Annotated in this window: 24 protein-coding genes; 17 read left to right on the forward strand and 7 right to left on the reverse strand. The window is 45.9% G+C overall.

Annotated features, from left to right (window positions below):
• Positions 1-93 precede the first annotated feature (93 nt).
• The 12 genes from D5S11_RS01630 (at position 94) to D5S11_RS01685 (ending at position 12,969) form a co-directional block, all read left to right on the forward strand.
• Entirely contained in the window at positions 94-1,863 is a 1,770-nt protein-coding gene (locus tag D5S11_RS01630; protein ID WP_012118541.1) for an ABC transporter ATP-binding protein, read from the forward strand.
• 201 nt (positions 1,864-2,064) lie between these two features.
• Complete coding sequence (locus D5S11_RS01635) at positions 2,065-2,742, forward strand: response regulator transcription factor (protein WP_012118540.1); 678 nt, start codon at positions 2,065-2,067, stop codon at positions 2,740-2,742.
• Positions 2,739-3,800: a sensor histidine kinase gene (locus D5S11_RS01640; protein ID WP_007614006.1), complete on the forward strand. Its 1,062-nt coding sequence runs from the start codon at positions 2,739-2,741 to the stop codon at positions 3,798-3,800. The genes D5S11_RS01635 and D5S11_RS01640 overlap by 4 nt, the downstream gene beginning before the upstream one ends.
• A gap of 115 nt (positions 3,801-3,915) precedes the next feature.
• Complete coding sequence (locus D5S11_RS01645; protein WP_108725287.1) at positions 3,916-5,370, forward strand: tetratricopeptide repeat protein; 1,455 nt, start codon at positions 3,916-3,918, stop codon at positions 5,368-5,370.
• A 396-nt stretch (positions 5,371-5,766) separates the two neighbouring features.
• Entirely contained in the window at positions 5,767-7,179 is a 1,413-nt protein-coding gene (cwlO, locus tag D5S11_RS01650; protein WP_108725288.1) for a peptidoglycan DL-endopeptidase CwlO, read from the forward strand.
• Between the two features lie 206 nt (positions 7,180-7,385).
• Positions 7,386-8,336 (forward strand): thioredoxin-disulfide reductase, encoded by a 951-nt coding sequence (gene trxB, locus D5S11_RS01655; protein WP_007407423.1) that lies wholly within the window; start codon positions 7,386-7,388, stop codon positions 8,334-8,336.
• A 273-nt stretch (positions 8,337-8,609) separates the two neighbouring features.
• The gene (locus D5S11_RS01660) at positions 8,610-9,077 is read left to right on the forward strand and encodes an 8-oxo-dGTP diphosphatase (RefSeq protein ID WP_003151491.1); all 468 of its coding nucleotides are present in this window, start codon (positions 8,610-8,612) and stop codon (positions 9,075-9,077) included.
• Between the two features lie 25 nt (positions 9,078-9,102).
• Positions 9,103-9,990 carry an RNase adapter RapZ gene (gene rapZ, locus D5S11_RS01665; protein WP_012118535.1) on the forward strand — a complete coding sequence of 296 codons (888 nt, stop codon included), beginning with the start codon at positions 9,103-9,105 and terminating at the stop codon, positions 9,988-9,990.
• On the forward strand, positions 9,987-10,940 hold the full coding sequence (locus tag D5S11_RS01670; protein WP_007407422.1) for a gluconeogenesis factor YvcK family protein: 954 nt from the start codon (positions 9,987-9,989) through the stop codon (positions 10,938-10,940). The genes rapZ and D5S11_RS01670 overlap by 4 nt, the downstream gene beginning before the upstream one ends.
• Positions 10,941-10,966: 26 nt before the next feature.
• Positions 10,967-11,917, forward strand: coding sequence for a DNA-binding protein WhiA (whiA, locus tag D5S11_RS01675; protein ID WP_007407421.1), 951 nt, complete (start codon positions 10,967-10,969; stop codon positions 11,915-11,917).
• Between the two features lie 23 nt (positions 11,918-11,940).
• Entirely contained in the window at positions 11,941-12,198 is a 258-nt protein-coding gene (locus D5S11_RS01680) for an HPr family phosphocarrier protein (protein ID WP_003151495.1), read from the forward strand.
• Between the two features lie 24 nt (positions 12,199-12,222).
• Positions 12,223-12,969, forward strand: a complete 747-nt coding sequence (locus tag D5S11_RS01685; protein WP_007407420.1) for an arylamine N-acetyltransferase family protein — start codon at positions 12,223-12,225, stop codon at positions 12,967-12,969.
• Positions 12,970-13,030: 61 nt separating this feature from the next.
• Here D5S11_RS01685 and D5S11_RS01690 read toward each other — a convergent pair whose 3' ends face one another.
• Both D5S11_RS01690 and D5S11_RS01695 read right to left on the reverse strand, forming a co-directional pair.
• Positions 13,031-13,420 carry a ribonuclease gene (locus tag D5S11_RS01690; RefSeq protein ID WP_223204413.1) on the reverse strand — a complete coding sequence of 130 codons (390 nt, stop codon included), beginning with the start codon at positions 13,418-13,420 and terminating at the stop codon, positions 13,031-13,033.
• Between the two features lie 204 nt (positions 13,421-13,624).
• Entirely contained in the window at positions 13,625-14,590 is a 966-nt protein-coding gene (locus D5S11_RS01695) for a 2-hydroxyacid dehydrogenase (RefSeq protein WP_038464305.1), read from the reverse strand.
• Positions 14,591-14,990: 400 nt separating this feature from the next.
• On the opposite strand from D5S11_RS01695, the gene D5S11_RS01705 reads away from it, so the two are divergent.
• Both D5S11_RS01705 and D5S11_RS01710 read left to right on the forward strand, forming a co-directional pair.
• A complete protein-coding gene (locus D5S11_RS01705; protein ID WP_003151503.1) occupies positions 14,991-15,572 on the forward strand; it encodes a beta-class carbonic anhydrase in 582 nt (193 codons plus the stop codon).
• A 2-nt stretch (positions 15,573-15,574) separates the two neighbouring features.
• Positions 15,575-17,164 carry a SulP family inorganic anion transporter gene (locus D5S11_RS01710; RefSeq protein WP_025285335.1) on the forward strand — a complete coding sequence of 530 codons (1,590 nt, stop codon included), beginning with the start codon at positions 15,575-15,577 and terminating at the stop codon, positions 17,162-17,164.
• A 44-nt stretch (positions 17,165-17,208) separates the two neighbouring features.
• On the opposite strand, the gene D5S11_RS01715 is transcribed toward D5S11_RS01710, so the two are convergent.
• Positions 17,209-17,529 carry a MazG nucleotide pyrophosphohydrolase domain-containing protein gene (locus D5S11_RS01715; protein WP_003151506.1) on the reverse strand — a complete coding sequence of 107 codons (321 nt, stop codon included), beginning with the start codon at positions 17,527-17,529 and terminating at the stop codon, positions 17,209-17,211.
• A 115-nt stretch (positions 17,530-17,644) separates the two neighbouring features.
• On the opposite strand from D5S11_RS01715, the gene D5S11_RS01720 reads away from it, so the two are divergent.
• Positions 17,645-18,220, forward strand: a complete 576-nt coding sequence (locus D5S11_RS01720) for an LOG family protein (RefSeq protein ID WP_007407415.1) — start codon at positions 17,645-17,647, stop codon at positions 18,218-18,220.
• Between the two features lie 243 nt (positions 18,221-18,463).
• Here the strand turns inward: D5S11_RS01720 and D5S11_RS01725 are convergent, their stop codons facing one another.
• Together D5S11_RS01725 and D5S11_RS01730 are read right to left on the reverse strand one after the other, a co-directional pair.
• Positions 18,464-19,840, reverse strand: coding sequence for an MFS transporter (locus tag D5S11_RS01725; RefSeq protein ID WP_047936235.1), 1,377 nt, complete (start codon positions 19,838-19,840; stop codon positions 18,464-18,466).
• Between the two features lie 43 nt (positions 19,841-19,883).
• The gene (locus D5S11_RS01730; RefSeq protein ID WP_032869597.1) at positions 19,884-21,014 is read right to left on the reverse strand and encodes a 2-methylaconitate cis-trans isomerase PrpF family protein; all 1,131 of its coding nucleotides are present in this window, start codon (positions 21,012-21,014) and stop codon (positions 19,884-19,886) included.
• A gap of 173 nt (positions 21,015-21,187) precedes the next feature.
• On the opposite strand from D5S11_RS01730, the gene D5S11_RS01735 reads away from it, so the two are divergent.
• The gene (locus D5S11_RS01735; protein WP_043020617.1) at positions 21,188-22,048 is read left to right on the forward strand and encodes a LysR family transcriptional regulator; all 861 of its coding nucleotides are present in this window, start codon (positions 21,188-21,190) and stop codon (positions 22,046-22,048) included.
• Between the two features lie 43 nt (positions 22,049-22,091).
• Here the strand turns inward: D5S11_RS01735 and clpP are convergent, their stop codons facing one another.
• Both clpP and D5S11_RS01745 read right to left on the reverse strand, forming a co-directional pair.
• Positions 22,092-22,688 (reverse strand): ATP-dependent Clp endopeptidase proteolytic subunit ClpP, encoded by a 597-nt coding sequence (clpP, locus tag D5S11_RS01740; RefSeq protein ID WP_003151513.1) that lies wholly within the window; start codon positions 22,686-22,688, stop codon positions 22,092-22,094.
• Positions 22,689-22,935: 247 nt separating this feature from the next.
• On the reverse strand, positions 22,936-23,910 hold the full coding sequence (locus D5S11_RS01745) for a LacI family DNA-binding transcriptional regulator (RefSeq protein ID WP_012118527.1): 975 nt from the start codon (positions 23,908-23,910) through the stop codon (positions 22,936-22,938).
• A 390-nt stretch (positions 23,911-24,300) separates the two neighbouring features.
• On the opposite strand from D5S11_RS01745, the gene D5S11_RS01750 reads away from it, so the two are divergent.
• Positions 24,301-25,533 carry an MFS transporter gene (locus tag D5S11_RS01750; protein WP_108724716.1) on the forward strand — a complete coding sequence of 411 codons (1,233 nt, stop codon included), beginning with the start codon at positions 24,301-24,303 and terminating at the stop codon, positions 25,531-25,533.
• The last annotated feature ends 8 nt before the right edge of the window (positions 25,534-25,541 follow it).

A 25,541-nucleotide genomic window follows, 5' to 3' on the forward strand; every position in this document is an offset into this window, starting at 1 on the left:
TTTATTTTGGTTTTTATCAAAAATATACTTTTTGTTCATATTCCGTTCATGCACATCCGTTATAGTATAAACAGTGATATAGGAGGAAAACTTATGCCGAATAAACAACCAAAACCTAAAGGGAAATTCAGCTCATTCTTTTCATTAGTCAAAAAAACAAAACCATCATACGGTATGCTGGCCTTCGCGCTGTCTCTCAGTATTGTGACAACGCTCGTCAGCCTGCTGATTCCGCTGTTGACAAAGCAGCTCGTTGACGGCTTTTCCATGTCGTCGCTGTCAGGCGTGCAAATCGGAATCATCGCAGCCGTGTTTATCGTACAGGCCGCATTAAGCGCCTACGCCACCTACGCCCTGAACTACAGCGGCCAGAAAATCATCTCGGGCCTGCGTGATTTGTTGTGGCAGAAATTAATTAAACTGCCCGTCTCTTATTTTGACAAAAACGCCACGGGAGAAACGATCAGCCGTGTCACCAATGACACAATGGTGGTAAAAGAGCTGATCACAAACAATATCAGCGGATTTATTACCGGAATCATCTCCGTTATCGGGTCACTGACGATCTTATTTTTCATGAACTGGAAGCTCACATTGCTCGTGCTGATCGTCGTGCCGCTGGCTGCGGTGATTTTAGTGCCGATCGGCCGGAAAATGTTTAAAATTTCTCGGGAAACACAGGATGAAACGGCGAGATTCACCGGATTATTAAACCACATCCTCCCGGAAATCAGGCTTGTAAAAGCGTCAAACGCTGAAGAAGCGGAATACGGACGCGGAAAAGCAGGCATCATGGCACTCTTTAAACTCGGGCTGCGTGAAGCGAAGGTGCAGTCGCTCGTAGGTCCGCTTATTACACTTGTATTAATGGCGGCGCTGGTCGCTGTCATCGGGTACGGCGGGATGCAGGTGTCATCCGGTGAATTGACAGCCGGCGCACTCGTTGCCTTTATCCTGTATTTGTTTCAGATCATTATGCCGATGGGCCAGATCACTTCATTTTTCACACAGCTTCAAAAATCCGTCGGCGCAACGGAACGGATGATTCATATTCTTGCAGAAAAAGAAGAAGATATCCAAACCGGAAAAGCCATTGAAAACGCAGATCAGCCGATTAAGCTTGAACAAGTCTCATTCGGCTACAAAACAGATCAAACCATCTTAAAAGACATTACGGCTACGATTGAAGCCGGCAAAGTCACCGCGATCGTCGGACCGAGCGGCGGCGGAAAAACAACGTTATTTAAGCTGCTTGAACGATTCTACAATCCGACTGCGGGCAGCATCCTGCTCGGAAATGAACCGATTGATGCGTATTCCCTTGAGTCATGGCGGGAGCATATCGGCTACGTGTCGCAAGAAAGCCCGTTAATGTCAGGCACCATCCGCGACAATATCTGCTACGGATTAAAACGCGAGGTGACCGATGAGGAACTGAGGCAAGCGGCTGACATGGCCTACGCTCTGCAATTTATTGAAGACTTACCGAAGAAATTTGAAACAGAGGTCGGTGAGCGGGGAATTATGCTGTCAGGCGGACAGCGCCAGCGCATCGCCATTGCCAGAGCGCTCCTTCGCAACCCGAGCATTCTGATGCTTGATGAAGCGACATCAAGTCTGGACAGCCAATCTGAAAAATGGGTGCAGCAGGCGCTGGAAGTTCTAATGAAAGGCCGCACCACCATCGTGATTGCCCACCGTTTATCCACGGTTGTGGATGCAGATCAGCTTCTCTTTGTCGAACAGGGTGAAATCACCGGACGGGGCACACACCATGAATTAATGGCATCCCATTCGCTGTACCGCGATTTTGCGGAGCAGCAGCTGAAGCTGAATGCCGACTTAGAAAACAAAGCTGTGTAAAGCAAGACTTTATGAATCAAAAGCAGCTGAAAAAGCTGCTTTTTATTTTGCAGCCGGAGTCCTGTTCTTACGGGTGTACGGTCGGTAACGATGAAGAGCCAAGCCATAAGCGTGTATGCCGGTACAGGAGACAATGAAAAAATTCGGTTTATAGACATCATGTCGATTCATGAAAAGAAAAAAGCAGAAGGAGGGATTTTCATGGCTGTCATATTGGTTGCGGATGATGACCGCCATATCCGTGAGCTTGTCCGCCTTATGATGGAGCAGAGCGGTTTTGACGTCGCAGAAGCGGAAGACGGGGAAGCGGCGGTGCGGCTGATCGAATCAGCACCTATAGATCTCATCATACTGGATGTGATGATGCCGAAAATGGACGGGTTTGAAGTCAGTGAAGCCGTCCGCAGCTTTACGGACATTCCGATTTTGATGCTGACGGCAAAAGGCGAAACGCTGGACAAAGTTCAAGGTTTTACTTCCGGAGCGGATGATTATCTCGTCAAACCGTTTGAGCCGCTTGAGCTGGAAGCAAGGGTCAAAGCATTGCTGAAACGGTACCGGATCACCGCTGAAAAACTGCTGACCATCGGAACGGTCACATTAGATAAGCAATCCCGCACTGTAACGCGCGGCGGCGGAGCGGGATTGACATTGCCCCGGCGGGAATTTGAGCTTTTATTTAAGCTCGCCGGTTATCCGAATAAGACGTTTTCAAGAGAACAATTAATAGAAGATATTTGGGGCTTTGATTATGAAGGTGACGAGCGTACCGTTGATGTGCATATTAAAAGGCTGAGAGAACGGTTTCCGGAAAAAGACTATCCGTTTGCCATCCATACGGTGCGGGGGCTCGGGTATCGGTTTGTGGTGACAGGATGAAACGGATCTTCAGAACGGCTGGAAAAATCATCATCCTTCTCACCGTCACCGCATTCTTATGGCTGGCGGCTCACCTGATTGTTCAGGGATTCGGTCTCATATGGCCGATTTTGCTTGTGCCGTACGCCGAGCAGATTCTGACGCTTTGGCTTGTTTTCGGCCTGCTGTTCGTAACAATGTTTATTTTTTCAAAGTCAGCACGTGAAAGGCATCATGCGATCTGGGATTCGCTGACCGCCACGATCAAGCAAATGTCGAGCGGCAACTTCACAGCGGCCGCTTCCCGGAAAATGGAGAAGATTGAGCGGAACCATCCCGTGACGAAATTGGCTGATGAACTGTCGACACTCGCCGCGGAACTGAGTGAAATGGAAAAACTGAAACAAGAATTTATTTCGAACGTTTCCCATGAAATCCAAACCCCGCTCACTTCATTAAAGGGCTACGCGCATCTTCTGAAAAAACCGGATTTATCATATGAGGAGCGGGGGCGCTACTTACACATCATCGAAACAGAAACAGAACGATTATCAAAAATCAGTGAAAATCTGCTGAAGCTCACTGCGCTCGAACGCCAAACCGAACCGATACAAAAAAAACCGTTCCGCATTGACAAACAGCTGCGGCGCACCATATTGACCTGTGAGCCTGAATGGTCCGCCAAACAGATTGAGTTTCTCATTGATTTACAGGAGTCGTATGTGTACGGAGATGAAGCGCTGCTCAGCCAAGTATGGATGAATCTGATTCACAATGCCGTAAAATTTACCGGTGAAGGCGGCCGCATTTCCGTTAAAATTGCAGATCTGCCGGGAGCGGCGGCTGTCGAAATCGCCGACGACGGAATCGGAATGGAGCCTGAACAGGCGGAGCGTGTATTTGAACGGTTTTATAAAGCGGACAAGGCGAGAAACGAAGGAGGAAGCGGGCTCGGCCTGTCCATCGCCCAAAAAATCGCAGAGCTGCACGGCGGTTCGATAGAGGTTGAGAGCAAGCGGGGCGAAGGAACCCTTTTCCGCGTCATTCTTCCAGCCGAGCCTCGTGAAAAAAACAGCTAAAATCTGGTCGAACCAGCCAGTAAAAAACGAAGTCGATCCTGTCTTTTGAACTATTGAGGTGAAACCGTTTTATGGTATACTACTGACGGTAATACGTATAAAACGGAGGATATTTGTGGGAAAACACACTTCTGAACAGAAAAAGCACGCGCAAATTGTCCAGCTGCTTCAGGATGGACAATATTTTTTTCATAAAGGCTTAAAAGCATATAAAGAGCGGAATTTAAAGCGGGCCAGCAAACTGATTCAGCGGGCCGTCCACCTCGAGCCGAATGATTCCGAAATGCTGTCCCGGCTGGCCGTCATTTATTCTGAAATGGGCCACTACCAGCAGTCAAATGAGCTGTTCGACTTTATTTTGGTGAACCTGAAAGAAGAAATGCCCGAGTGTCATTACTTTAAAGCGAATAATTTCGCGCATTTGGGGCTCTTTCAGGAAGCATACAAAGAAGCGGCGGCTTATTCAGATGCCGATCCGGACGGTGAATTCAGCGAAGAAATTGAAAATCTGATGGAGCTATTGGATTTCGGCGAAGCGGGTGAAAACGAATCGCTCTATGACCAGGATGAACTGCTGATCAGGCAGGATCGGGCAAAAACGCTTCTTGAGAGCGGCCAGCTTCATGAAGCGGTTGTCATGCTTGAAGAGATTACGGCCGATTACCCCGAGCTTTGGTCTGCATACAACAACCTGGCGCTCGCTTACTTTTACTCAGGCAATGTCACAAAAGCGAAACAAACGGTATTCGAAGTGCTTGAGAAAAATGAAGGCAATCTCCATGCCCTGTGCAACCTCCTTGTATTCTGCTATTACGAGAGGGAAGATGAAAAAGTCGGAGAATTGAGCGGAAAACTCGCCAATGTGTATCCGATTTTATTCGAACAGCGCTATAAGCTGGGGGCGACGCTTGCGCTTGTCGGCAGACATGATCTCGGTTATAAATGGCTCCGTTCTCTTTACAAAAGCGGGTTTGAAGGCGACGAAACGTTTTATTACTGGCTTGCCGCTTCAGCCTACGGGACAGGCCGCACAGAATTTGCGGAAACCATTTGGAAAAAGGCCGAAGCCGAATTTCCCGAATCAGATCGGCCCGCGCCTTGGGCGGAGCGGCAGGAACCGCTGCCTGCTTCACTTGAACAGCGGCTTGCCGCCTATTATATCAGCAGCGCTGAAGGAGAGCGGAACCAGCTTGAAAAAGTTCTGACGGCAAAACGCGCCGTTTCACCGTTTGAACAAGATTTCGTCAGACTGCTGCTTTCCGGTGAAAAAGGCGTTTCAGGCGTCTCCGGTGATGCGCTGTTCACGTATCGGACGGTCAAGCTTCTGGAGAAAGCGGAAGCCGACAGTTTAAAAACTGACGTCATGAGCTGCTGGGTTTTTCACGTCATTCAGCACATCCGCGCCGCCGCTGCCGTACAGAATGAGCGGGCATGGGCCGCAGCCATCGCATATGTATGGAAAGAAGCAAACGGCGAAAAAACGACGAAAAAAGAAACGGCCGCCGTTTACGGTATAACCCCGGCAACACTTTCGAAATACATCAGACAAATAGATGATATATTAGAATAAAACCGATTCTTTCTATATAAAGAGTCGGTTCTTTTTTTATCAGAAAGGGGCAAAACAGAACTTTACCGCCGAAAAAAGAGGTATTCATACGTATTTTTTTGCTTTTCGAATCGAAACCAGGCCGTAATCACCGTTTATTTTGCAAAATATGAGATTTGCAATCACATTGAAATATAACTGTAATAAAAATTGTCGAAACATGATGGTATAATGAGTCTCGTACATAAGAGATTAGTTTATTTTACATGTGCTGTATAATCTATACCAATTTAAAAGATTTAAAGATTCATACATAAAAATCATCAGCCTCACGGGTATGTGAGGGAGCGTAACTTTGATGTTCATAATAGAATTCCAAATGAGAACAGGTTTAAAGTAAAAGGGAGGAAAGAAAAAGTGAAAAAGAGTTTATTAACACTTGGTTTGGCTTCCGTCATCGGGACAAGCAGTTTTTTGATCCCGTTTACAAAAACTGCATCGGCGGAAACATTAGACAGCAAAAAAGCAAAAATTGAAAGCAAGCAATCTGAGGTGGCTTCAAGCCTTGAAGCAAAAGAAAGAGAATTGTCTAAGCTTCAGGACAAGCAGGCTAAGATTGAAAAAGAACTGAAAGACATTAACGCTAAAGCGTTGGATACAAGCAATAAAATCGAAGATAAAAAAGCTGAAAACGAAAAAACGAAAAAGCAGATCGCTGATTTGAAAAAAGAAATCAAAGAAACAGAAGCGCGTATTGAAAAACGCAATGAAATCCTGAAAAAACGCGTTCGTTCTTTACAGGAAAACGGCGGTTCTCAAGGATACATAGATGTACTTTTAGGGGCGACAAGCTTCGGAGACTTCATTTCCCGTGCGACTGCGGTATCTTCTATCGTTGATGCGGATAAAGAGCTGATCAAACAGCAGGAGCAGGATAAAGCGAAACTCGAAGACGCAGAAGCTGAACTTAACGTGAAGCTGAAAAAAGTTCAAGACGATCTTGCGAAACTCGAGTCTATGCAAAAAGACCTGAACAAACAGCTTGATCAGAAAGACAAGCTTTTCGACGAAGCGAAAAGCGGTCAGAAAAAAGCGGCTTCCGCTATCTCTGATCTGAAAAAAGAAGCATCAAAGCTTGCAAACGAAAAAGCTGACACTGAAAAAGAACAGAAGCGCATTAAAGCTGAGCAGGCTGCAGCGGCTGCCCTGATCAAAAAACAGGAAGAAGCGCAAAAAGCTTCTGAAGACCAAAACCAAAAAGATGACAGCCAGCCGGCACCGGCGGTTAAAACTGTGAAAAAAGCGGCTGTTTCAACATCATCTGATTCATCTGACAGCTCAAGCAAACCGAAGAGCACTTCAGGCGGATCATCTCATAACAGCGGCGGTTCAGATGATTCTGACGGCGGATCTGTTATTTCAAATTCAGGCGGTATTGAAGGCGCGATCAGCGTAGGATCAAGCCTTGTGGGTCAATCCCCGTACAAATTCGGCGGCGGACGCACTCAATCTGATATTAACAACCGTATTTTTGACTGCTCTTCATTCGTACGCTGGGCTTATGCTAACGCAGGCGTTAACCTCGGACCTGCAAGCGGCACAAACACAGATACATTAATCGGAAGAGGTAAAGCAGTAAGCGCGTCTGACATGAAACGCGGAGACTTAGTATTCTTCAATACGTATAAAACAAATGGCCACGTCGGCATCTACTTAGGTAACGGAACGTTCCTGAACGATAATACATCACACGGTGTATCCATTGATTCTATGAGCAACCCTTACTGGAAGAAAGCATTCAACGGCAATGTAAGACGTGTCGTGCAATAATGAATAAGACAAGGGCCTTCTATCCCGGAAGGCTCTTTCTTTATTTGTATACCCGCTCAGGAGCTGCCTAATCACGGTTTTTCAGAAAAATGAGCAAAAAAATAGCGAATTGCCTTCAGATTTAATAGGATATGGGTAAGGAATACGATTGATGGGGATTCTTAGTCATATAGGGTGCGCCCCATTTCGAAAAGGAGTGAATCATGGTGTCAGAAGAAAAAATTTATGATGTGATCATTATCGGCGCGGGTCCGGCGGGGATGACCGCTGCTGTTTACACATCACGAGCGAACTTATCCACATTAATGATCGAAAGAGGAATTCCGGGCGGCCAGATGGCCAACACGGAGGATGTTGAAAACTATCCGGGTTTTGAAAGCATTCTCGGCCCTGAACTTTCTAATAAAATGTTTGAACATGCGAAAAAATTCGGTGCGGAATATGCGTACGGCGATATTAAAGAAATCGTTGACGGCAAAGAATATAAAACGGTCAAAGCCGGTTCAAAAGAATATAAAGCGCGTGCCATCGTCATTTCTGCCGGAGCGGAATACAAAAAGATCGGTGTTCCCGGCGAAAAAGAACTGGGCGGCCGCGGCGTATCGTACTGCGCGGTTTGTGACGGCGCGTTCTTTAAAAATAAAGAGCTTGTCGTTGTCGGCGGCGGAGACTCCGCCGTTGAAGAAGGCGTCTATCTGACACGCTTCGCTTCAAAAGTCACCATCGTTCACAGACGTGACAAATTGCGGGCGCAAAGCATTCTTCAGGCGCGTGCCTTTGACAATGAGAAAATTGACTTCAAATGGAACAAAACCGTAAAAGAAATCCATGAGGAAAACGGAAAAGTCGGCAGACTTACTCTTGTGGATACCGTAACGGGAGAAGAGGAAGAATTCAAAGCTGACGGCGTCTTTATTTATATCGGTATGCTTCCGCTTTCTAAACCGTTCGAAAACTTGGGCATCACAAATGAAGAAGGCTACATTGAAACAAACGCTCAAATGGAAACAAAAGTTCCAGGCATTTTCGCCGCGGGAGACATCCGTGAAAAAACGCTCCGCCAGATCGTAACGGCGACAGGCGACGGAAGTATTGCGGCTCAAAGCGTTCAGCATTATGTGGAAGAGCTTGAGGAAACGCTCAAAACCGTTAAATAATCACTGTAATGTTCAGTTTTTGAATCGTTACTGTGTTTTAATTACGCTGTAACACGGGTGAAATACTGATGTTTTAAGATGAATGTAGTAATTGACCCCCTTTTTAATGAATACACTTTGGCACGGATTCCAGTATCCGTGCCCTTTTTTTGCGATTTTCTGTTTTCTGTCAAATAAAAGAAAAGGATGTCGGTGTCTCTGCATTGTGAGAGACATGCCGAAACGGTATAATGAAGAGACGATGATTTGTTGAGAAGGTTAGGTGACGTACTTGTGCAAAGAGTGACAAATTGTGTGCTGCAGACAGATGATCAGGTTCTCCTTCTCCAAAAGCCGAGACGGGGCTGGTGGGTCGCGCCCGGCGGGAAGATGGAAAGCGGCGAATCTGTCAGAGATTCCGTCATCAGAGAGTACAGAGAAGAGACGGGCATTTATATACTAAATCCGCAGTTAAAAGGCGTGTTTACCTTTATTATTAAGGAACAGGAACAAATCGTGTCAGAGTGGATGATGTTTACTTTCGTCGCCGACTCGTACACGGGGCGAAATGTCGCTGAATCAGAGGAAGGCGTTCTGAAGTGGCATGACGTAAAAGATATCCACAGCCTTCCGATGGCCCCCGGAGACGGGCATATCCTTGATTTTATGATCAAGGGCCAAGGGCTTTTGCACGGCACCTTTACGTATACGCCGGACTTCGAGCTGCTCAGCTATCGTTTAGATCCGCAGCTTATCAAATAAAAGAAAGACCGCAGGGGGGAGAAAGATGAGTATGAATGAAAACCATGATATTCAGCTCGTCATCATTACGGGAATGTCTGGAGCGGGGAAAACCGTCGCCATTCAAAGCTTTGAGGATCTCGGCTATTTTTGCGTCGACAATCTGCCGCCTTCCTTGCTGCCGAAATTTTTGGAGCTGATGAAAGAATCAAGTTCAAAAATGAGCAAGGTCGCGCTTGTCATGGATCTGCGGGGACGTGAATTTTTTGACAGGCTGATTGAGGCGCTGGATGAAATGGCGGAAAATCCGTGGATTACACCGCGCATTCTCTTTTTAGACGCTAAGGATTCCATCCTTGTGACGAGATACAAAGAAACGAGGCGTTCTCACCCGCTGGCCGCTACCGGGCTTCCTCTCGAAGGAATCGCGCTGGAACGCCAGCTGCTTGAAGAATTGAAAGGGCGCTCTCAGCTGATCTATGACACATCGGATATGAAACCGCGTGATCTGCGTGAAAAAATCGTGGCGCATTTCGCCACGAACCAAGGTGAAACATTTACAGTGAACGTAATGTCATTCGGGTTCAAATACGGGCTTCCGATAGATGCCGACCTCGTGTTTGATGTAAGGTTTCTGCCGAATCCGTTCTACATTGAAAGCATGAGGCCGCTTACGGGGAAAGATGAGGAAGTGTCATCCTATGTGATGAAGTGGAACGAAACACAAAAGTTTATTGAAAAGCTTGTTGATCTGCTCGGCTTTATGCTTCCGTCTTATAAGCGGGAAGGTAAAAGCCAGCTTGTCATCGCGATCGGCTGTACGGGCGGCCAGCACCGCTCCGTCACGCTCGCTGAATATTTGGCTGACTATTTTAAAAAAGATTTCTATACTCATGTCACTCACCGGGACATTGAAAAGAGAAGCCGGAAATGAATAAGAAGCCGAAAATCGCAATCTTCGGCGGCGGAACGGGTCTGTCCGTGCTGCTTCGGGGGTTAAAGCATAAGCCCGTTGATATTACGGCGATTGTGACAGTTGCTGATGACGGCGGAAGTTCAGGCCGTCTGCGGGATGAACTTCAAATTCCGCCGCCGGGTGACATCCGTAACGTACTGGCTGCTTTGTCAGATGTTGAGCCGCTCGTTGAAAATCTGTTTCAGCACCGTTTCAACAAAGGAAGCGACTTAACCGGACATTCGCTCGGCAATTTGATTTTGGCAGCGATGACAAATATAACCGGTGATTTCTTTCACGCTGTCACCGAAATGAGCAAGGTGCTGAATGTCCGCGGCAGAGTGCTGCCGGCTGCCAACACCAGTGTCGTTCTTCACGCTGAAATGGAGGACGGGCAGGTCGTCTCCGGAGAATCGACAATCCCTTCTTACGGCCAGCGGATTAAACGGGTGTTTCTTACGCCTGAAAAAATTGATCCGCTCCCGGAAACGATTGACGTCATCCGTCAGGCCGATTTAATCATTATCGGTCCGGGAAGCCTGTACACAAGCATTCTTCCGAATCTGCTCGTACCGAAAATCGGAGAGGAAGTCGTCAAGGCTGCGGCCAAAAAAGTATATATATGCAACGTCATGACGCAGCCCGGAGAGACGCTGCAATACAGTGCGGCCGACCATGTCAAGGCGCTGAACGATCATATGGAGCAGCCGTTTATCGACACGATCTTAATCAACAATGAGGAGATCCCTGACGAAATCAAAAGCAAATATGCGAAAGAGCTGGCCCGGCCCGTCGACTTCAATGTTGAAAAGCTGAAATCCATGGGGCTTGAGGTCATCAGGGATCAGATTATCACGTATAAAAATGGCGTAATCCGTCACGATACACATAAAGTGGCTTCTCTTCTTGTCGATTTATTAAGGGACTAGAGGCCTTTTGAAATGAGGTGGCTAATATGTCATTTGCATCGGAAACAAAAAAAGAACTGACGAATCTGGAAGTGAAGGACTGCTGCGCCAAGGCTGAGCTGTCCGCGCTGATTCGGATGAACGGTTCCCTGTCATTTTCAAACCGCCATCTCGTGCTTGACGTTCAAACCGAAAATGCGGCGATTGCCCGCCGCATTTATACATTGCTGAAGAAACAATATGATGTATCGGTCGAACTGTTAGTCAGAAAAAAAATGCGGCTGAAAAAAAACAATGTTTATATTGTGCGCTTTTCTGAAAATGCAAAGCTGATTTTAGAGGAATTGAAAATCCTCGGAGAGAACTTTGTATTTGAACGGAATATTTCTGAGGAACTGGTGGCGAAACGCTGCTGCAAACGTTCTTATATGAGAGGGGCGTTTTTGGCGGGGGGATCTGTGAATAATCCCGAAACATCGTCGTACCACTTGGAAATCTTCTCGCTTTATAAGGAACATAACGATTCATTATGCGCGCTGCTGAATGAATTTCATCTGAACAGCAAAACGCTTGAACGGAAAAAAGGCTATATTACGTATTTAAAAGAGGCGGAAAAAATCACTGAATTTCTGAATGTCATCGGCGCTCACAATTCACTGCTGCGTTTTGAAGATGTGCGGATTGTCAGAGACATGAGAAACTCAGTGAACCGCCTCGTCAATTGTGAAACAGCAAACTTAAACAAAACCATCGGTGCTTCTCTCAGACAGGTGGAAAATATTAAATACATTGATGAACGGATCGGTCTTGAAGCGCTGCCGGAAAAGCTTCGCGAAATTGCGCAGCTGCGGATTGATTATCAGGAGGTCACGCTGAAAGAACTGGGGGAAATGGTTGCAAGCGGGAAAATCAGCAAATCCGGCATCAATCACAGGCTGAGAAAGCTCGATGAAATCGCAGAACAGCTGCGTACAGGACAAAGCATCACTTTGAAATAACCGTACAGAAAAGGGGAGATCTTATGGTTCAGGGGAAAGTGGAAGTGCGTTTAAAGACGGGATTGCAGGCGCGTCCCGCTGCATTGTTTGTACAGGAGGCAAATCGTTTTGCATCAGATGTGTTTCTTGAGAAAAACGGCAAGAAAGTGAATGCCAAAAGCATTATGGGATTAATGAGTCTGGCGGTCAGCACGGGGACGGAAGTCACTCTGATCGCTGAAGGCGACGATGAAAAGGAAGCGCTGGAAAAGTTGTCCGCTTATGTGCAGGAAGAAGTGTAAACACTTTGTAAGGGGGACGGAACGATGAATGAGTTTCTGAAAGATTGTTATCAAACGATAGGCTGGGAAAAGGATTCCCTCGATTTCAGCAACCTGCCGGAGTTTTTAAAGGCGCTCGCATATCGGTTTCCGTTTGAAAATCGCGCGGTTTTGTCCAAAAAAGAATATGACGTCACGAAAGAAGGACTGTGGCGGCACATGGTGAAGGAACCTCATGGCGGCCTTTGTTATGACTTGAACGGACTGCTTTATTTCATCCTGAAAGATGCCGGATTTGATGTCAAATTGATCCGCGGAACGGTCTGGAAAAACGGCTGGGCGCTGCCCGGCACACATGCGGCCGTACTTCTTTCCGCCGGGGGGAATGAGTACATCGCTGATGCAGGCTTCGGCCTCAATCTCGCCATGCAGCCTGTGCCGATGTCGGGAGACGAGACGGTATCAGCGGCCGGAGCGTTCCGCGTGAGGATAGAAGAGACGGAATTCGGAACATACCTGCTTGAAATGAACAAAGGGGACGGCTGGCAGACAGGTTACGCATTTTCGCTTGAAGAAATCGATGAAAAGGACCTCAAGTCTATGAAACAAACAATCTTTGAACATGAACGCTCTCCTTTCAACAAACGCCTGCTTGCTTCTAAGCGGACACCGGAAGGGCACATGGTTCTGTCTGAACGCAATATAACAATAAAAAAACACGATGGCACGGCGGAAAACAGCAGAATAGACCGGTCAGAGTTTGAAGAAAAATTTACTGCTCATTTTATATGAAGCTCGCAGGTTCTCTGCAAAAAAAAACGGCCTCCGCAGGGAAGCCGTTTTTTGTATGTGTTTATCTCATTTTTGTAAAGGTTTTATAATGATCTGTCGTCTTATAAATCAGCCAGTCGCTTGAGTAAAGAATCCGGTCTGAATTTCTGAAGCCTGATGTATAGTTAATATCCGCTTCACGCCACGTCCGTCCGCTTTTGGCAGGGAGTTTGCCTTCCCTGTTTGAGAAGATGTCTCCGCCGATGCTTTTCCCCGGAGCGACGTCTGCAAGATTCCCCTTTGATGCAACCCAGCCGAGGGCCTGCGCTTCTGACTTTGTAATGTAATTATCAGGAAGCTTATGATAGGTCTGAAGATAATCCGCAACCCCGTCAAACGTGTTGATAACCTGTGCTTCAGTGTGCGCCTTGTGAGAAGATGTATCCGTCTTGGCAGCCGTGGAAAACAGCATCCCCGCCGCGGAGAACAGCACCAGCAAACAAACGGAAATCCACGATAATCGTTTTTTCAAAGCAATACCTCCCATTTTTATCATGTGAAGCTGATTCCTTTTCATTGTATCAGCATCGAGAGAAAGGAATAGAAAGAATTTAAAAATAGTTCTTTTGATCTAGCAAAAAATAAACCCCGGCTGAAACGGCCGGGATTTTTCATCTCATTGAAATTCCTTCGTGAGGTTTTTCGGCGTTTTTCCGTATACGGCGTCAATCATGTTTTGTGCGGCTTGCTTGAACATATTCAAACGGATTTTTGCCGTTGCTGACCCGATATGCGGAAGCAATGTGACGTTTTCCAGCTGCAGGAGCGGATTGTCTTCGGCGATCGGCTCTTTTTCAAACACATCTAAACCGGCGCCTTTTATCCAGCCCTCCTGCAATGCGCGAATGAGCGCTTTCTCATCAACCGTCTTTCCCCGGGAAATATTGACGAAACATGCCGTATCTTTCATCAATTTAAATTCCCGCTCTCCCATCATATGATACGTTTCGTCAGTAAGCGGCGTAATTAACAGCACAAAGTCTGATGTTTTCAGCAGTGTATCTAAGTCGGCATATGTAACCCCGAGTTCCTTCTCAGCGTCCGGTTTTCTGCTGCGATTATAATACAGCACGTCCATATCGAAGCCGAATTTTGCCCGTTTGGCAGCTTGTTCACCGATTCTGCCCATGCCGATAATTCCTAATGTCTGATGGTGGACATCCATACCGAAAAGAGATTCTTCCTCAACGGTTCCCCATTTGCCGGCGCGGACGAATCGATCCAATTCGGCAACCCGTCTGGCGGAAGACAGGATTAATGAAAAAGCCAGATCAGCGACAGTGTCATCTAAGGTGTACGGCGTATGCGTGCCGACAACCCCGCGTCTTTTCATTTCTTCAATATTAAAATTATCATAGCCGACAGAATTATTGCTGACGACCTTCAGCTTCGGCGCGTGATCCAGTAAATCACTGTCAATCGCCGTTCCGGATGTCAGCAGCCCTTCAGCATCTTTCATTTTTTCGTACAGTTCTTCTTTTGGAATGGTATCTTCTTTCCAGATGTCATACCGGCAATGCTCGCCTATCATTTGTTCGACTTCCGGCGGTATCGATTTCGCGATGAATACATAGGGTTTCAACGGGCTTCTCCTCCTTTGTCTTTCTTCTCTATTTTATTATATAAGAGAAGCGGTAACGTGAGAAATATTCAAACGCATCACGATAAATTTCTGGTTCTTTTGAACTTAAAATGAAAGAAAAAGAAATGTACATACTTGGTTTCTCCAAACAATAACAGAATCCGCCTATATTTCTGAAGGCAAAATGAGCGGAACCGCTGTTTTCAAAAGCTTTATAGGTTGGTGTAAAGATAAATTTTATTATTTTTGAAAGATATAAATGAACATAATCTGAATTTACAGTCAAATTATCGTGTCTTTTTTTGAAAGCGCTTTTGAGGCCTTTTTCTGTGCTATAATTCCTTACTGTAAGCTGGGTAAGAAGGCTTGCAATACAATCGGATGGGAGATGAATAGAAAAATGGTTTCTTTATCAAGCATTTTGGAGCACAACCAGCAGTTTGTCCAAGAAAGGAAATATGAACCTTACCAAACGACAAAATTCCCGAAAAAAAAGCTTGTCATCGTATCCTGCATGGATACAAGGCTGACGGAGCTTCTGCCGCAGGCGATGGGACTCAGAAACGGCGATGCCAAAATCATAAAAAACGCGGGAGCCATTGTTTCTCACCCATTTGGAAGTGTCATGCGGAGCATTTTGGTTGCCGTTTATGAACTGCAGGCAGAGGAAGTCTGCATCATAGGTCACCGCGAGTGCGGAATGTCGGGATTAAATGCGGCTTCCATATTAAATAAAGCAAAAGAGCGCGGCGTGGAAGACAAATGTCTCAGCCTTCTGCAGCATGCGGGAGTCGATTTGGAAACATGGCTGACCGGCTTTCACAGCGTCGAAGAAAGCGTGGCCCACAGCGTGAATATGGTCAGGCATCATCCGCTCTTGCCTGAAGAAGTGCCGGTGCACGGGCTGGTGATTGATCCGGGGACGGGGACGTTGGATGTTGTCGTTGACGGTTATGAAACAGTCAAAGGAGGATGCAGCTGACGATGCAATTTACCGGCAGATATCAGGGATACAATTTGCAGAAATTTCAGAAAGACCTAGTCGCGGGAATTGTGGTCGGAATTGTAGCGATTCCACTGGGAATGGCCTTTGCCATCGCCTCGGGGGTCGGTCCGGAATACGGGCTTTACACCGTTATTGTGGCCGGAATTCTGATTTCGCTGTTGGGCGGCTCTAAATATCAGATCGGCGGGCCTACGGGGGCGTTTGTTCCCATTTTGTTTGCCATTGTGATGCAGTATGGTTTTGAGAATTTACTTGTAGCCGGTTTTATGGCAGGCGTCATGCTCGTCCTGTTTGGCGTATTTAAGCTCGGAAAGATTATGAAATTCGTGCCGAAGCCGGTGATCGTCGGATTTACGGCCGGAATCGCGGTGCTGATTTTCTCGGAGCAGATTGCCCATTTTCTCGGTCTGCGCGATATCCAAAAGCATGAAAGCTTTATCCTCAACATTGCGGAAATAGGCAAGAAGCTCGGAACCTTTAATTTGTACAGCATCCTCATCGCGGGAATTGCTTTGGCCATTTTGCTGTTATCAGCCAGGCTGATGCCGAAGATTCCGGGCGCGCTTGTGGCGCTGCTTGTCTCTACAGCCGCGGCGGTCGTGTTTTTTCCTGACAAAATGGCGACAATCGGTTCTGCTTACGGGGAAATCCCGCGGCAGCTTCCGGCTTTCCAGCTTCCTGATTTCTCAATCGATAACATGATCATGATGTTTCCGTCGGCTCTGATCATTGCGCTTCTCGGCGGACTTGAGTCCATATTATCGGCGATGGTCGCGGACAATATGAAAGGATCACGGCATGACAGCAATAGGGAGCTTGTCGGGCAGGGCATCGCCAATATGGCAGCGCCGCTTTTCGGCGGTATACCGGCAACGGGAGCGATTGCGCGGACCGCAACAAATATTAAAAACGGCGCAGTTTCTCCGATTTCCGGTGTTGTCCACGGAGTCACCGTCCTCCTCGTCCTGCTCGTCTTCGCCCCGCTTGCCGTTCACGTACCGCTGGCAAGCATGGCGCCGGTATTGATGGTTGTGGCTTGGAACATGAGTGAGCGGAGGGAAGTCGCCAATATGATGCGGCTGAAAAACACTGATTCATTCGTACTGGCGGCAACCTTTTTGCTGACGGTTCTGTTTGATTTAATCATCGGCGTTTCTGCCGGTCTCGTGCTCGCTTTTGTTTTCTTTATCAGAAAAATGAGCGAATCAACACGTATCAAAACACCGCATGCCGCTGTCAAATCGGTTAAAAATGATTCGTCCGTCAGCACATATTCCATTGAAGGGCCGCTGTTTTTCGGTTCAATTGATTCACTGGAAACATCGCTGCTGGAGAGGCTTCAGGAAAAGCCGAAGACGCTTATTCTGCTGATGAATAATGTACATTACATGGATACCTCCGCAGAAGCGGTGCTGGGGAATGTGATGAACCGGATCAAACGGCATAACGGGAGATTGATGATCGTCGGATTGCAATCACAGCCGAGAGAGCTGATCCGGAAGACGGGGCTGTTTCATAAAATCGGGAAACAGCATTTCTTTGAGCATCAGGACGAGATAACGGGATAAATTCAGATACGGCCTGTCCATGAAAAAGCGGACAGGCCGTGTTTTTATTCGGTTTCAAAGCGCTTGATCAGTTTTTCCTGATGGGCTTTCATCGCATCTTCTAACGTGATGCCGTACTTATCAGCAAGGATAGCCAGATTTCCGAGGACGTCACCCATTTCTTCAATCAGCTCCTGCCTGCGTTCAGCCTGGGTCGCGTCTTTTTCATCCGGCCGGTCTCTGCCGATTTCATATGCTCTTACCGCCCGGGCGAGCTCACCCGCCTCTTCCATTAAAAAACCGATTCTGATAAATGGCCCGTACGCCGTCCATCCTCGTTTTTCATAAAAATCTTTCGTCCATTGTTCTGCTTCAGCCATCTGCATGTGAAACACTCCTTATGTCCTGTATGATTCTTATTGATATTATCATATAGAGATGGGACAATATATAGTGTATTTTGATTTATTGATGTACATATATAGATATGGAGATGAAAAAATGAAAACCATTTGTGTATTTGCGGGGTCAAACCCGGGGGTAAATGAAGAGTACAAACGCAAAGCGGCCGAACTGGGTGAATATATGGCGGAGCAGGGAATCGGCCTTGTTTACGGCGGTTCACGGATCGGTCTGATGGGAACCGTCGCCGACGCGTTAATGGCAGGCGGCGGAAAAGCTGTCGGCGTCATGCCGAGCGGGCTGTTCAGCGGAGAGGTTGTTCATCAGAATCTGACGGAGCTGATTGAAGTCAGCGGCATGCATGAGCGGAAAGCGAAAATGAGTGAACTTGCCGATGGGTACATTGCCATGCCCGGCGGCTTCGGAACATATGAAGAGTTATTTGAAGTGCTATGCTGGGCGCAAATCGGCATTCATCAAAAACCGATCGGACTGTACAATGTGAACGGGTATTTTGAGCCGATGATGAAGATGGTCAAGTACAGCATTCAGGAAGGATTTTCGAATGAGTCTCATTTGAAGCTGATACACAGTTCCTCCCGGCCGGATGAGCTGATTGAGCAGATGAATCGGTATACATACCCGATTTTAGATAAGAAATGGCGGGAATTGTAAGTCAGAGGTCTGAAATATGTTTCGGCGGTTGCATCTAATCTATTCTGATGGAAAATTCTCCGCCTATAGAATACCTTTTCTTTCTGGAAATCGTTTTCTCTTTCTCATGCGTATCACACCTTTCTTCAGGATAAGACATATGTATGAGAATAAGATGAGAAAGAGAATGCTGTTGGGGTTGAAAGAAGAACATCCATTTCCTCAGAGGAGATGGATGTTTTGCGGTTTGCAGACTGTATGCGTTTACAACTTTTGTTGCACGAATGTTTCCTCCGATATGAAATCATCCTGCTGCATCTTTTGTTTTTTTGAACTGATTCCAAATATACCGACTGTCAGTGCACAAAGAAACCAGCAGCCTGTAAAAAACAAGAAAACACTTAAAAATCCGTAGCCTGAATACAGGAAACTGACGACAAAGGGGCCGGCTACATTTGCAAGACGTCCTACGCCGTAAGTGAGGCCATTTCCAGATGCCCTGGCTTCAACCGGATATAATTCCGGCGTATAGGCATATGCGATCGAACTGAAAGTACGCTCAAACATATGCATGAGAAATCCGCATATGACAATGACCATCGGCAAAGGATTGATGCCATAAAAGAATCCAAGCGCCATAATAATTAACGATAAAACAGAAATGGCCCACTTTCGATCCACACGGTCAGAGATTTGCGACGCAATGAGAGCGCCCAGCGGGGCACCGATCGTTCCCAGAGTGACGTATACGATAGACTCATCCATTGATACGCCTTCTTTTACCAAAAGGGTGGGAACCCACGTGCCAAAGCCTTGAATTGCAATCGTGGAAGCTGCCCACATCGTCATTAAAACAAAAGTTCTTCCTGCCAAAGGCTTTTGAAATAACGTCCGATATGGAACGGATTTTACAGCGGTTTGTCTGCTTCGCAGAGCCGGAGCTGGTTCAGGCAGTTCACCCTTTTCTTTTTCTGCTTTTGCCTCCAGTTCAAGCAGAATGCGGTGTGCTTGTTCGCTTTTTCCTTTCGTGTCCAGCCATTTCGGTGATTCTTCCAGTTTTCTGGCGATCAGCGGAAAAAAAATACCGACCGCGCCGAATAGAAAGATAAACCGCCAGCCGTAAGAGGCGGACGGCACGACCAATTTAGCCACCCAGCCGGCTGCAGGAATTCCGCATATGCCGATTGTAATACAGATTGCCTGGTATCTACCCTTAGTTGCGGATGGGAAAAATTCGCTGATATACGTACTTGCCACAATCGTTGTGGCGCCGATACCTAAACTCGTAAGAAATCTAAAAACACCGAGTATTTCTGGGTTCCAAGCCAGAGAAGAGAGGAGGGAGAAGAAAGAGAAAAAGGTGACAACCAGAATTAAACCTTTTTTCCTTCCGAAACGGTCTGAAAACCATCCTCCGGCAGAGGCGCCGATAAACATTCCGAAATAGGAGACAGACGTAATAAAAGCGATGGTATGAGTAGAAATGTTCCATTCCTTTAAAAGTGAAGGCGCCGCATATGAAAACGTATTTAAATCGATAAAATCAAAAAAGTAAGCGAATGAAAGGATAACGAGCACTGCTTGATGGGCCCTTGAAAAAGGCAGTCTGTTTAATCGATTAGACGCATTTACATTGATCATCTCGTATTCCTCCGTTTATCTTTGACTTGTCTGAAGACTGGTATTAACCAATGTGATTCAGCGTATTCAGGTTGTAACTTTGCTTTGTAAACACATAGCCTTCAGAGATTTTTCTTGCTGTGCGTACTACTTTAATCGTTGTTCCATCCGGATCAACATCTGCCTCGGTTTCTAAAATGCCGCTTGGATGTCCCAATCGAATCGTTCTGCCATAGAATGAAAATTCAGATAATATTGTATCCTGCAATAGCATACCGGCAGTCGTACAAACCGCCCCTGTAATGGCTAAAGCTTGATGCGGTTTTTGCATGGACATCATACGAATGACAAGATCCATCTCTTCTGCGTGTCTCTTTATCCCTTTTGTATCGATATAATCCGCTGGAGATGAGATTAATGTTAGTTTTGGTACGGCCGGTGATTTTGCAGCAGCCTCATGTCTCGGAGCGAATCTGCATTTCTCGGCTGCAATCGATCGGATCATTTCGAGCTTTTCCAATATATCCGGAGTATATTCATCCGGAAGTTCTAAGCCGGTAAGCCCCGTGTCCTCTGCTTTTACAAAGACAAGCGGATTAGCGTAATCAATAATCGAGACCGAGATATTTCCATACGGTGTATCGAGAACATCAATAGGCTGACCAGTGGGAAACAGCTTACCGGTCACCGCTCCTTCAGCCTGGTGAAATGAAAGATAAATAGGAGAAGCTGTACCTGGAACCCCGGGGATAGAGCAGTCCCCCTGGTAATGAAATGTTCCATTTCTGACTTCAACTTCTGCTACGATCACTTTTTGAGTGTTTGTATTTAACATTCTGACTTTTGTAACCGGCTCTTCAGCTTGAACGAGCCCTTTCTCAATAGCATAAGGGCCTACGGCAGCAGAGATATTTCCGCAATTGCCTTTGAAGTCGGTAAAATGGTCAGTCAAACTGACCTGAGCAAACGTATACTCAACATCTGCATCCTTTCTGGCGGATTTCTTAATAATGGCTGCCTTGCTTGTGAGAGAATGGCCGCCGCCGAGACCGTCAATTTGTCTCTCGTCAGGGCTCCCCATAATGTCTAAAAGAAAATCGCTCCATAGGTTTGTATCGTCTGGCATGTCTTTTTGATGAATAAAAACGCCTTTGCTGGTGCCGCCTCTCATGACGGTTACAGGAACTTTTTCCATGCTGTCTCATCCTTACATCATTTTGTGTGGATAAAAAGGTACCGGTCCCTTTGGAAAATATCGTATGATAAATTAGGATTATAAGTAAAACATATAATTTTTATAAAGTTGAATAAAAAACTTTTATAATAGGAGGAAATTTTATAGCAGAAAAATATTTTGGGGGATTTCATATGGATGAAAAGGATTGGATTGTGCTCATTACATTATTCGAAGAAAAAAATATGACGAAGGCGGCAGAGCGATTATATATGACACAGCCGGCGTTAAGTTATCGGCTCAAAAACCTGGAAGCACAATTCGGAGTGCGCCTTTTTTATAAAAGAAAAAAAGGGATGGAGTTCACTTCAGAAGGTGAACATCTGGTTGATTATTCGAAAGAGATGCTGCAGGAATTCAGAAGAGTGAAGGATGATATGCTCAATATGAGCCATGAAGTCAGCGGGGTTCTCAGATTAGGAGTCTCAAGCAATTTTGCTCAGTATAAGCTCCCGGCGATTCTAAAACGGTTTTCTGATCAGTATCCGTCTGTTCAATTCCACGTCAATACGGGATGGAGTGCGAAGGTGATGGATTTGCTTCATCATTCGGGGGTACACCTTGGGATTATGAGGGGAAATTATGATTGGCAAGGGGAAAAACAACTGCTAAATGAAGAGCGGCTGTACCTTATTTCAAAAACTGAAATCAACAGTGAGGACCTTCCCAAATTGCCGATGATTTATTATCAAACTGATGCTTCTTTGAAAAGTTTGATTCAAAAATGGTGGAATAACCAATTTACTGAACCGCCTTTCATTGCGATGGAGGTAGACAGGCAGGAAACCTGTAAAGAGATGGTGAAAAACGGTCTCGGTTATTCTGTTGTGCCGGAAATCTGTCTTCAGCCTTCTGATGAATTATACACATTGGCGCTATCCTATAAAAATAACGAGCCTGTGATACGCGATACTTGGCTTATGTATAATTCTTCAGCGTTAGAATTATCTGTCGTCAAAGCATTCATTACTTTTTTGAATGGGAATAAAGCATAAAAAAACCTGCAAGAGACATCAGCTCTTGCAGGTTTTTTTGGCATTACTTCTGGTCTTCTGTATTGCGTGTCAGCACTTTATCGATTAAGCCGTATTCTAAGGCTTCATCAGCTGATTTGAAGTTGTCGCGGTCTGTATCGCGCTCAATGACTTCAAGCGGCTGGCCGGTACGTTCAGCAAGCACTTTGTTTAATTTGTCGCGAAGCAAGAGAATGCGTTTTGCCGCGATTTCAATTTCTGTCGCCTGTCCTTGCGCTCCGCCAAGCGGCTGGTGAATCATAACTTCACTGTTAGGAAGCGCGTAACGTTTGCCTTTTTCTCCGGCTGCAAGTAAAAATGCTCCCATAGAAGCGGCCATACCGATGCAGATCGTGGATACTTTCGGTTTAATGAACTGCATTGTATCATAGATTGCCATACCGGCAGTGATTGATCCGCCAGGGCTGTTAATGTAAATGGAAATATCTTTTTCAGGGTCTTCCGCTTCAAGGAATAAAAGCTGTGACACGATGGAGTTCGCAACGTTGTCATCAATCGCAGATCCAAGCATGATAATACGGTCCTTCAAAAGACGGGAGTAAATGTCATAAGCTCTTTCTCCGCGGTTCGTTTGTTCAATGACTGTAGGTATTAAATTCATAATGCTCCTCCTTCACCTTTTAGGTAAGTATGTATTTACATGATACATTTTTGGTCAATAAAGGTCAAACAAAACGCTGACCAAAATGCCAACCTTTTCTTCTAACACCATTTTTCCCATAAAACAAAAAGTTCAAACAGCAAAGTGGAAATGAGGATGATCAGCGCCGGAGCCTTGAGAAAATGATATGGCCGGAGCGCTCAAAATAGACCGCAATCGCGTCGCTACGTACGGCTGAAGGGTCTGACTACGTTGTCCGCCCTTCCAAAAGCCGTACCGGCAAATACGTTTCCAGCGGCAAATCATCAAATTCGCCTTCAATTTCTTTTGCTAAAATCTCGATGGCTGTTTTGGAAATCAATTCAATCGGCTGCTGGATGGTTGCCAAGTCCGGCAGAACCGATTGAACGGTTTCAGTGCCGTCATAACCGATCACTTTTAATTGATTCGGGATGTCTATTCCCCGTTTTTTGGCCTCGGTCATCACTGCAGCCGCCATGATATCATCGCTGGCAAAAATTCCGTCGGTGTCGGGCTGTTCATCGAATAATGTTGAAATAATGTCATGGTAATGCTGATAAAAGGGTACTTCATATGTAATAGGCTTCCGTCCGTGTTCATGCATGACGTCTTCGTATGCTTTTCTTCTGAGGTTTGCCGGTGTTTCGAGTTCAATCGGGCCGTTGATATGGACGATGTGCCGGCACCCTTTTTCAATCAGCAGTTCTGCCGCCTTTTTTCCGCCGTCATAGTTGTCTGAGCCGACGACGGGAATCGTGTCCGATAAGTAATGATCAATGGCGACAATCGGCAGATTTTGCTTGTGATAATTGAGAATTCCCCGGTTGTAAGTCACGGCGATCACGCCGTCCACTTGGTTTCTTATCAGCATCTCCAAATATTTTTCTTCCTTATCCTTTCGATGTAAACTGTTGCAAAGCAGCAGTTTGTAGCCCATGGACGTACAAATGCTTTCAATATGAAAGGCGAGTTCGCCGAAAAACGGATTGCTGGAGTTTGGGATGATAAGCCCTATTAAATTGGTTCGTTTTCGGAATAAAGAGCGGGCCAGATCGTTTGGAAAGTAATTGATTTCTTCCATCGCCTTGTACACTTTTTCTTTTGTTTTTTCGCTGATATAGCCGCGGTTATTTAATACCCGCGAAACGGTTGTAGATGAAACTCCCGCTATTTTCGCAACATCATGAATGTTAGGCTTCATTCCCGTGCCCTCCTGCTTACTGAAATGGCTTACAATTTCCGTCACGCACTTATTTTAGAGAATCAGGCTGACATGTGCAAGGACATTCCGTGTTTCTGTTTTCATATAAAGAGGGTGCGTTTTGTTTGATTAAAATAATCAGAAAATTGTATGTCAACCGATTGACATATGGAACCGGTTGACATACAATTCTTTTTGAAAGCGCTTTATTCTCAGAGTGAAGGGAAGTGACGGGTATGGAGAGATGGCTGGCGGCAATAAAGTGAAAGAATCGAGCAGCGATGGAAAGTAAGCGCTTACTCAGAGATCGCATGTATATGATGAAAATGAAGAAGGAAGTATGCGGCTCTAAAACGGCTATTAAAAGGTCCTATTAAAGGAGCGGTGCAAATGAAAAGCTCAAAAAGTCTGTATTGGAAACTGAGTGCTTATTTCTTCTTTTTCTTTTTTACTTGGTCTTCCAGCTATTCTTTATTTGCGATTTGGTTAGGGCAGGAAATCAATTTAAACGGATCAGCGACAGGCATTATCTTTTCTGTAAACGCCGTATTTGGCCTCTGCATGCAGCCTCTTTACGGTTTTATCTCTGACAAATTGGGGCTGAAGAAAAAGATATTGTTTATGATCAGCTGTCTTCTCATATTCACGGGTCCGTTTTATATCTTCGTCTATGGGCCGCTTTTACAATACAACGTCTTTCTTGGCGCCGTTGTCGGAGGCTTATATTTGGGAGCCGCTTTTTTGGCGGGGATAGGCGCGATTGAAACGTACATTGAAAAGGTCAGCCGAAAATATGATTTCGAGTATGGTAAATCAAGAATGTGGGGCTCGCTGGGCTGGGCGGCGGCTGCATTTTTTGCAGGGCAGCTTTTCAATATCAATCCCAATATCAACTTCTGGATCGCGTCTGTTTCAGCCGTCATATTAACGGCCATTATCATGTCTGTGAAAATAGAAATGACTGATCATGAGAAAAACAGAGCGGATTCGGTCCGGTTAAAAGACGTGGGGCGGCTCTTTTTACTAAGAGATTTCTGGTTTTTTATGCTGTACATTATCGGGGTGACTTGCATTTACGGCGTATATGATCAGCAGTTCCCGATCTACTATGCGTCTTTGTTTCCTTCAGTGTCGACGGGTAACCAAGTATTCGGCTATCTGAATTCATTCCAGGTGTTTTTGGAGGCCGGCATGATGTTTCTTGCGCCTTTTATCGTCAATAAGTTCGGGGCGAAAAACAGTTTGATTTTAGCGGGGTTTTTAATGGCTTTCCGCATCGTCGGGTCCGGAATTGCAGTTGAGCCTGTAGGCATTTCATCAATGAAACTCATCCACGCACTGGAATTGCCGATTATGCTGATCGCCGTTTTTAAATATTTGGCTGCCAATTTTGATACGCGTCTGTCGTCCGTCCTTTATCTCATCGGTTTTCAATTCGCATCTCAGGCAGGCGCGTCGATTCTGTCGCCGCTTGCGGGAGGATTATATGACAGTGCGGGGTTCCGTCAAACCTATCTCATCATGGGAATCGTCGTCTTCGGTTTTACCGTCATCTCCATATTTACTTTATTGGGCCCGAAACAAAACAGCAGGCGTGTCCAGCGTCTGCAAAAAATCGGATAGAGAGGATG

Origin of the sequence: Bacillus sp. L75 (assembly GCF_003676355.1) — a bacterium.
Taxonomy (GTDB): Bacteria; Bacillota; Bacilli; order Bacillales; family Bacillaceae; genus Bacillus; species Bacillus velezensis.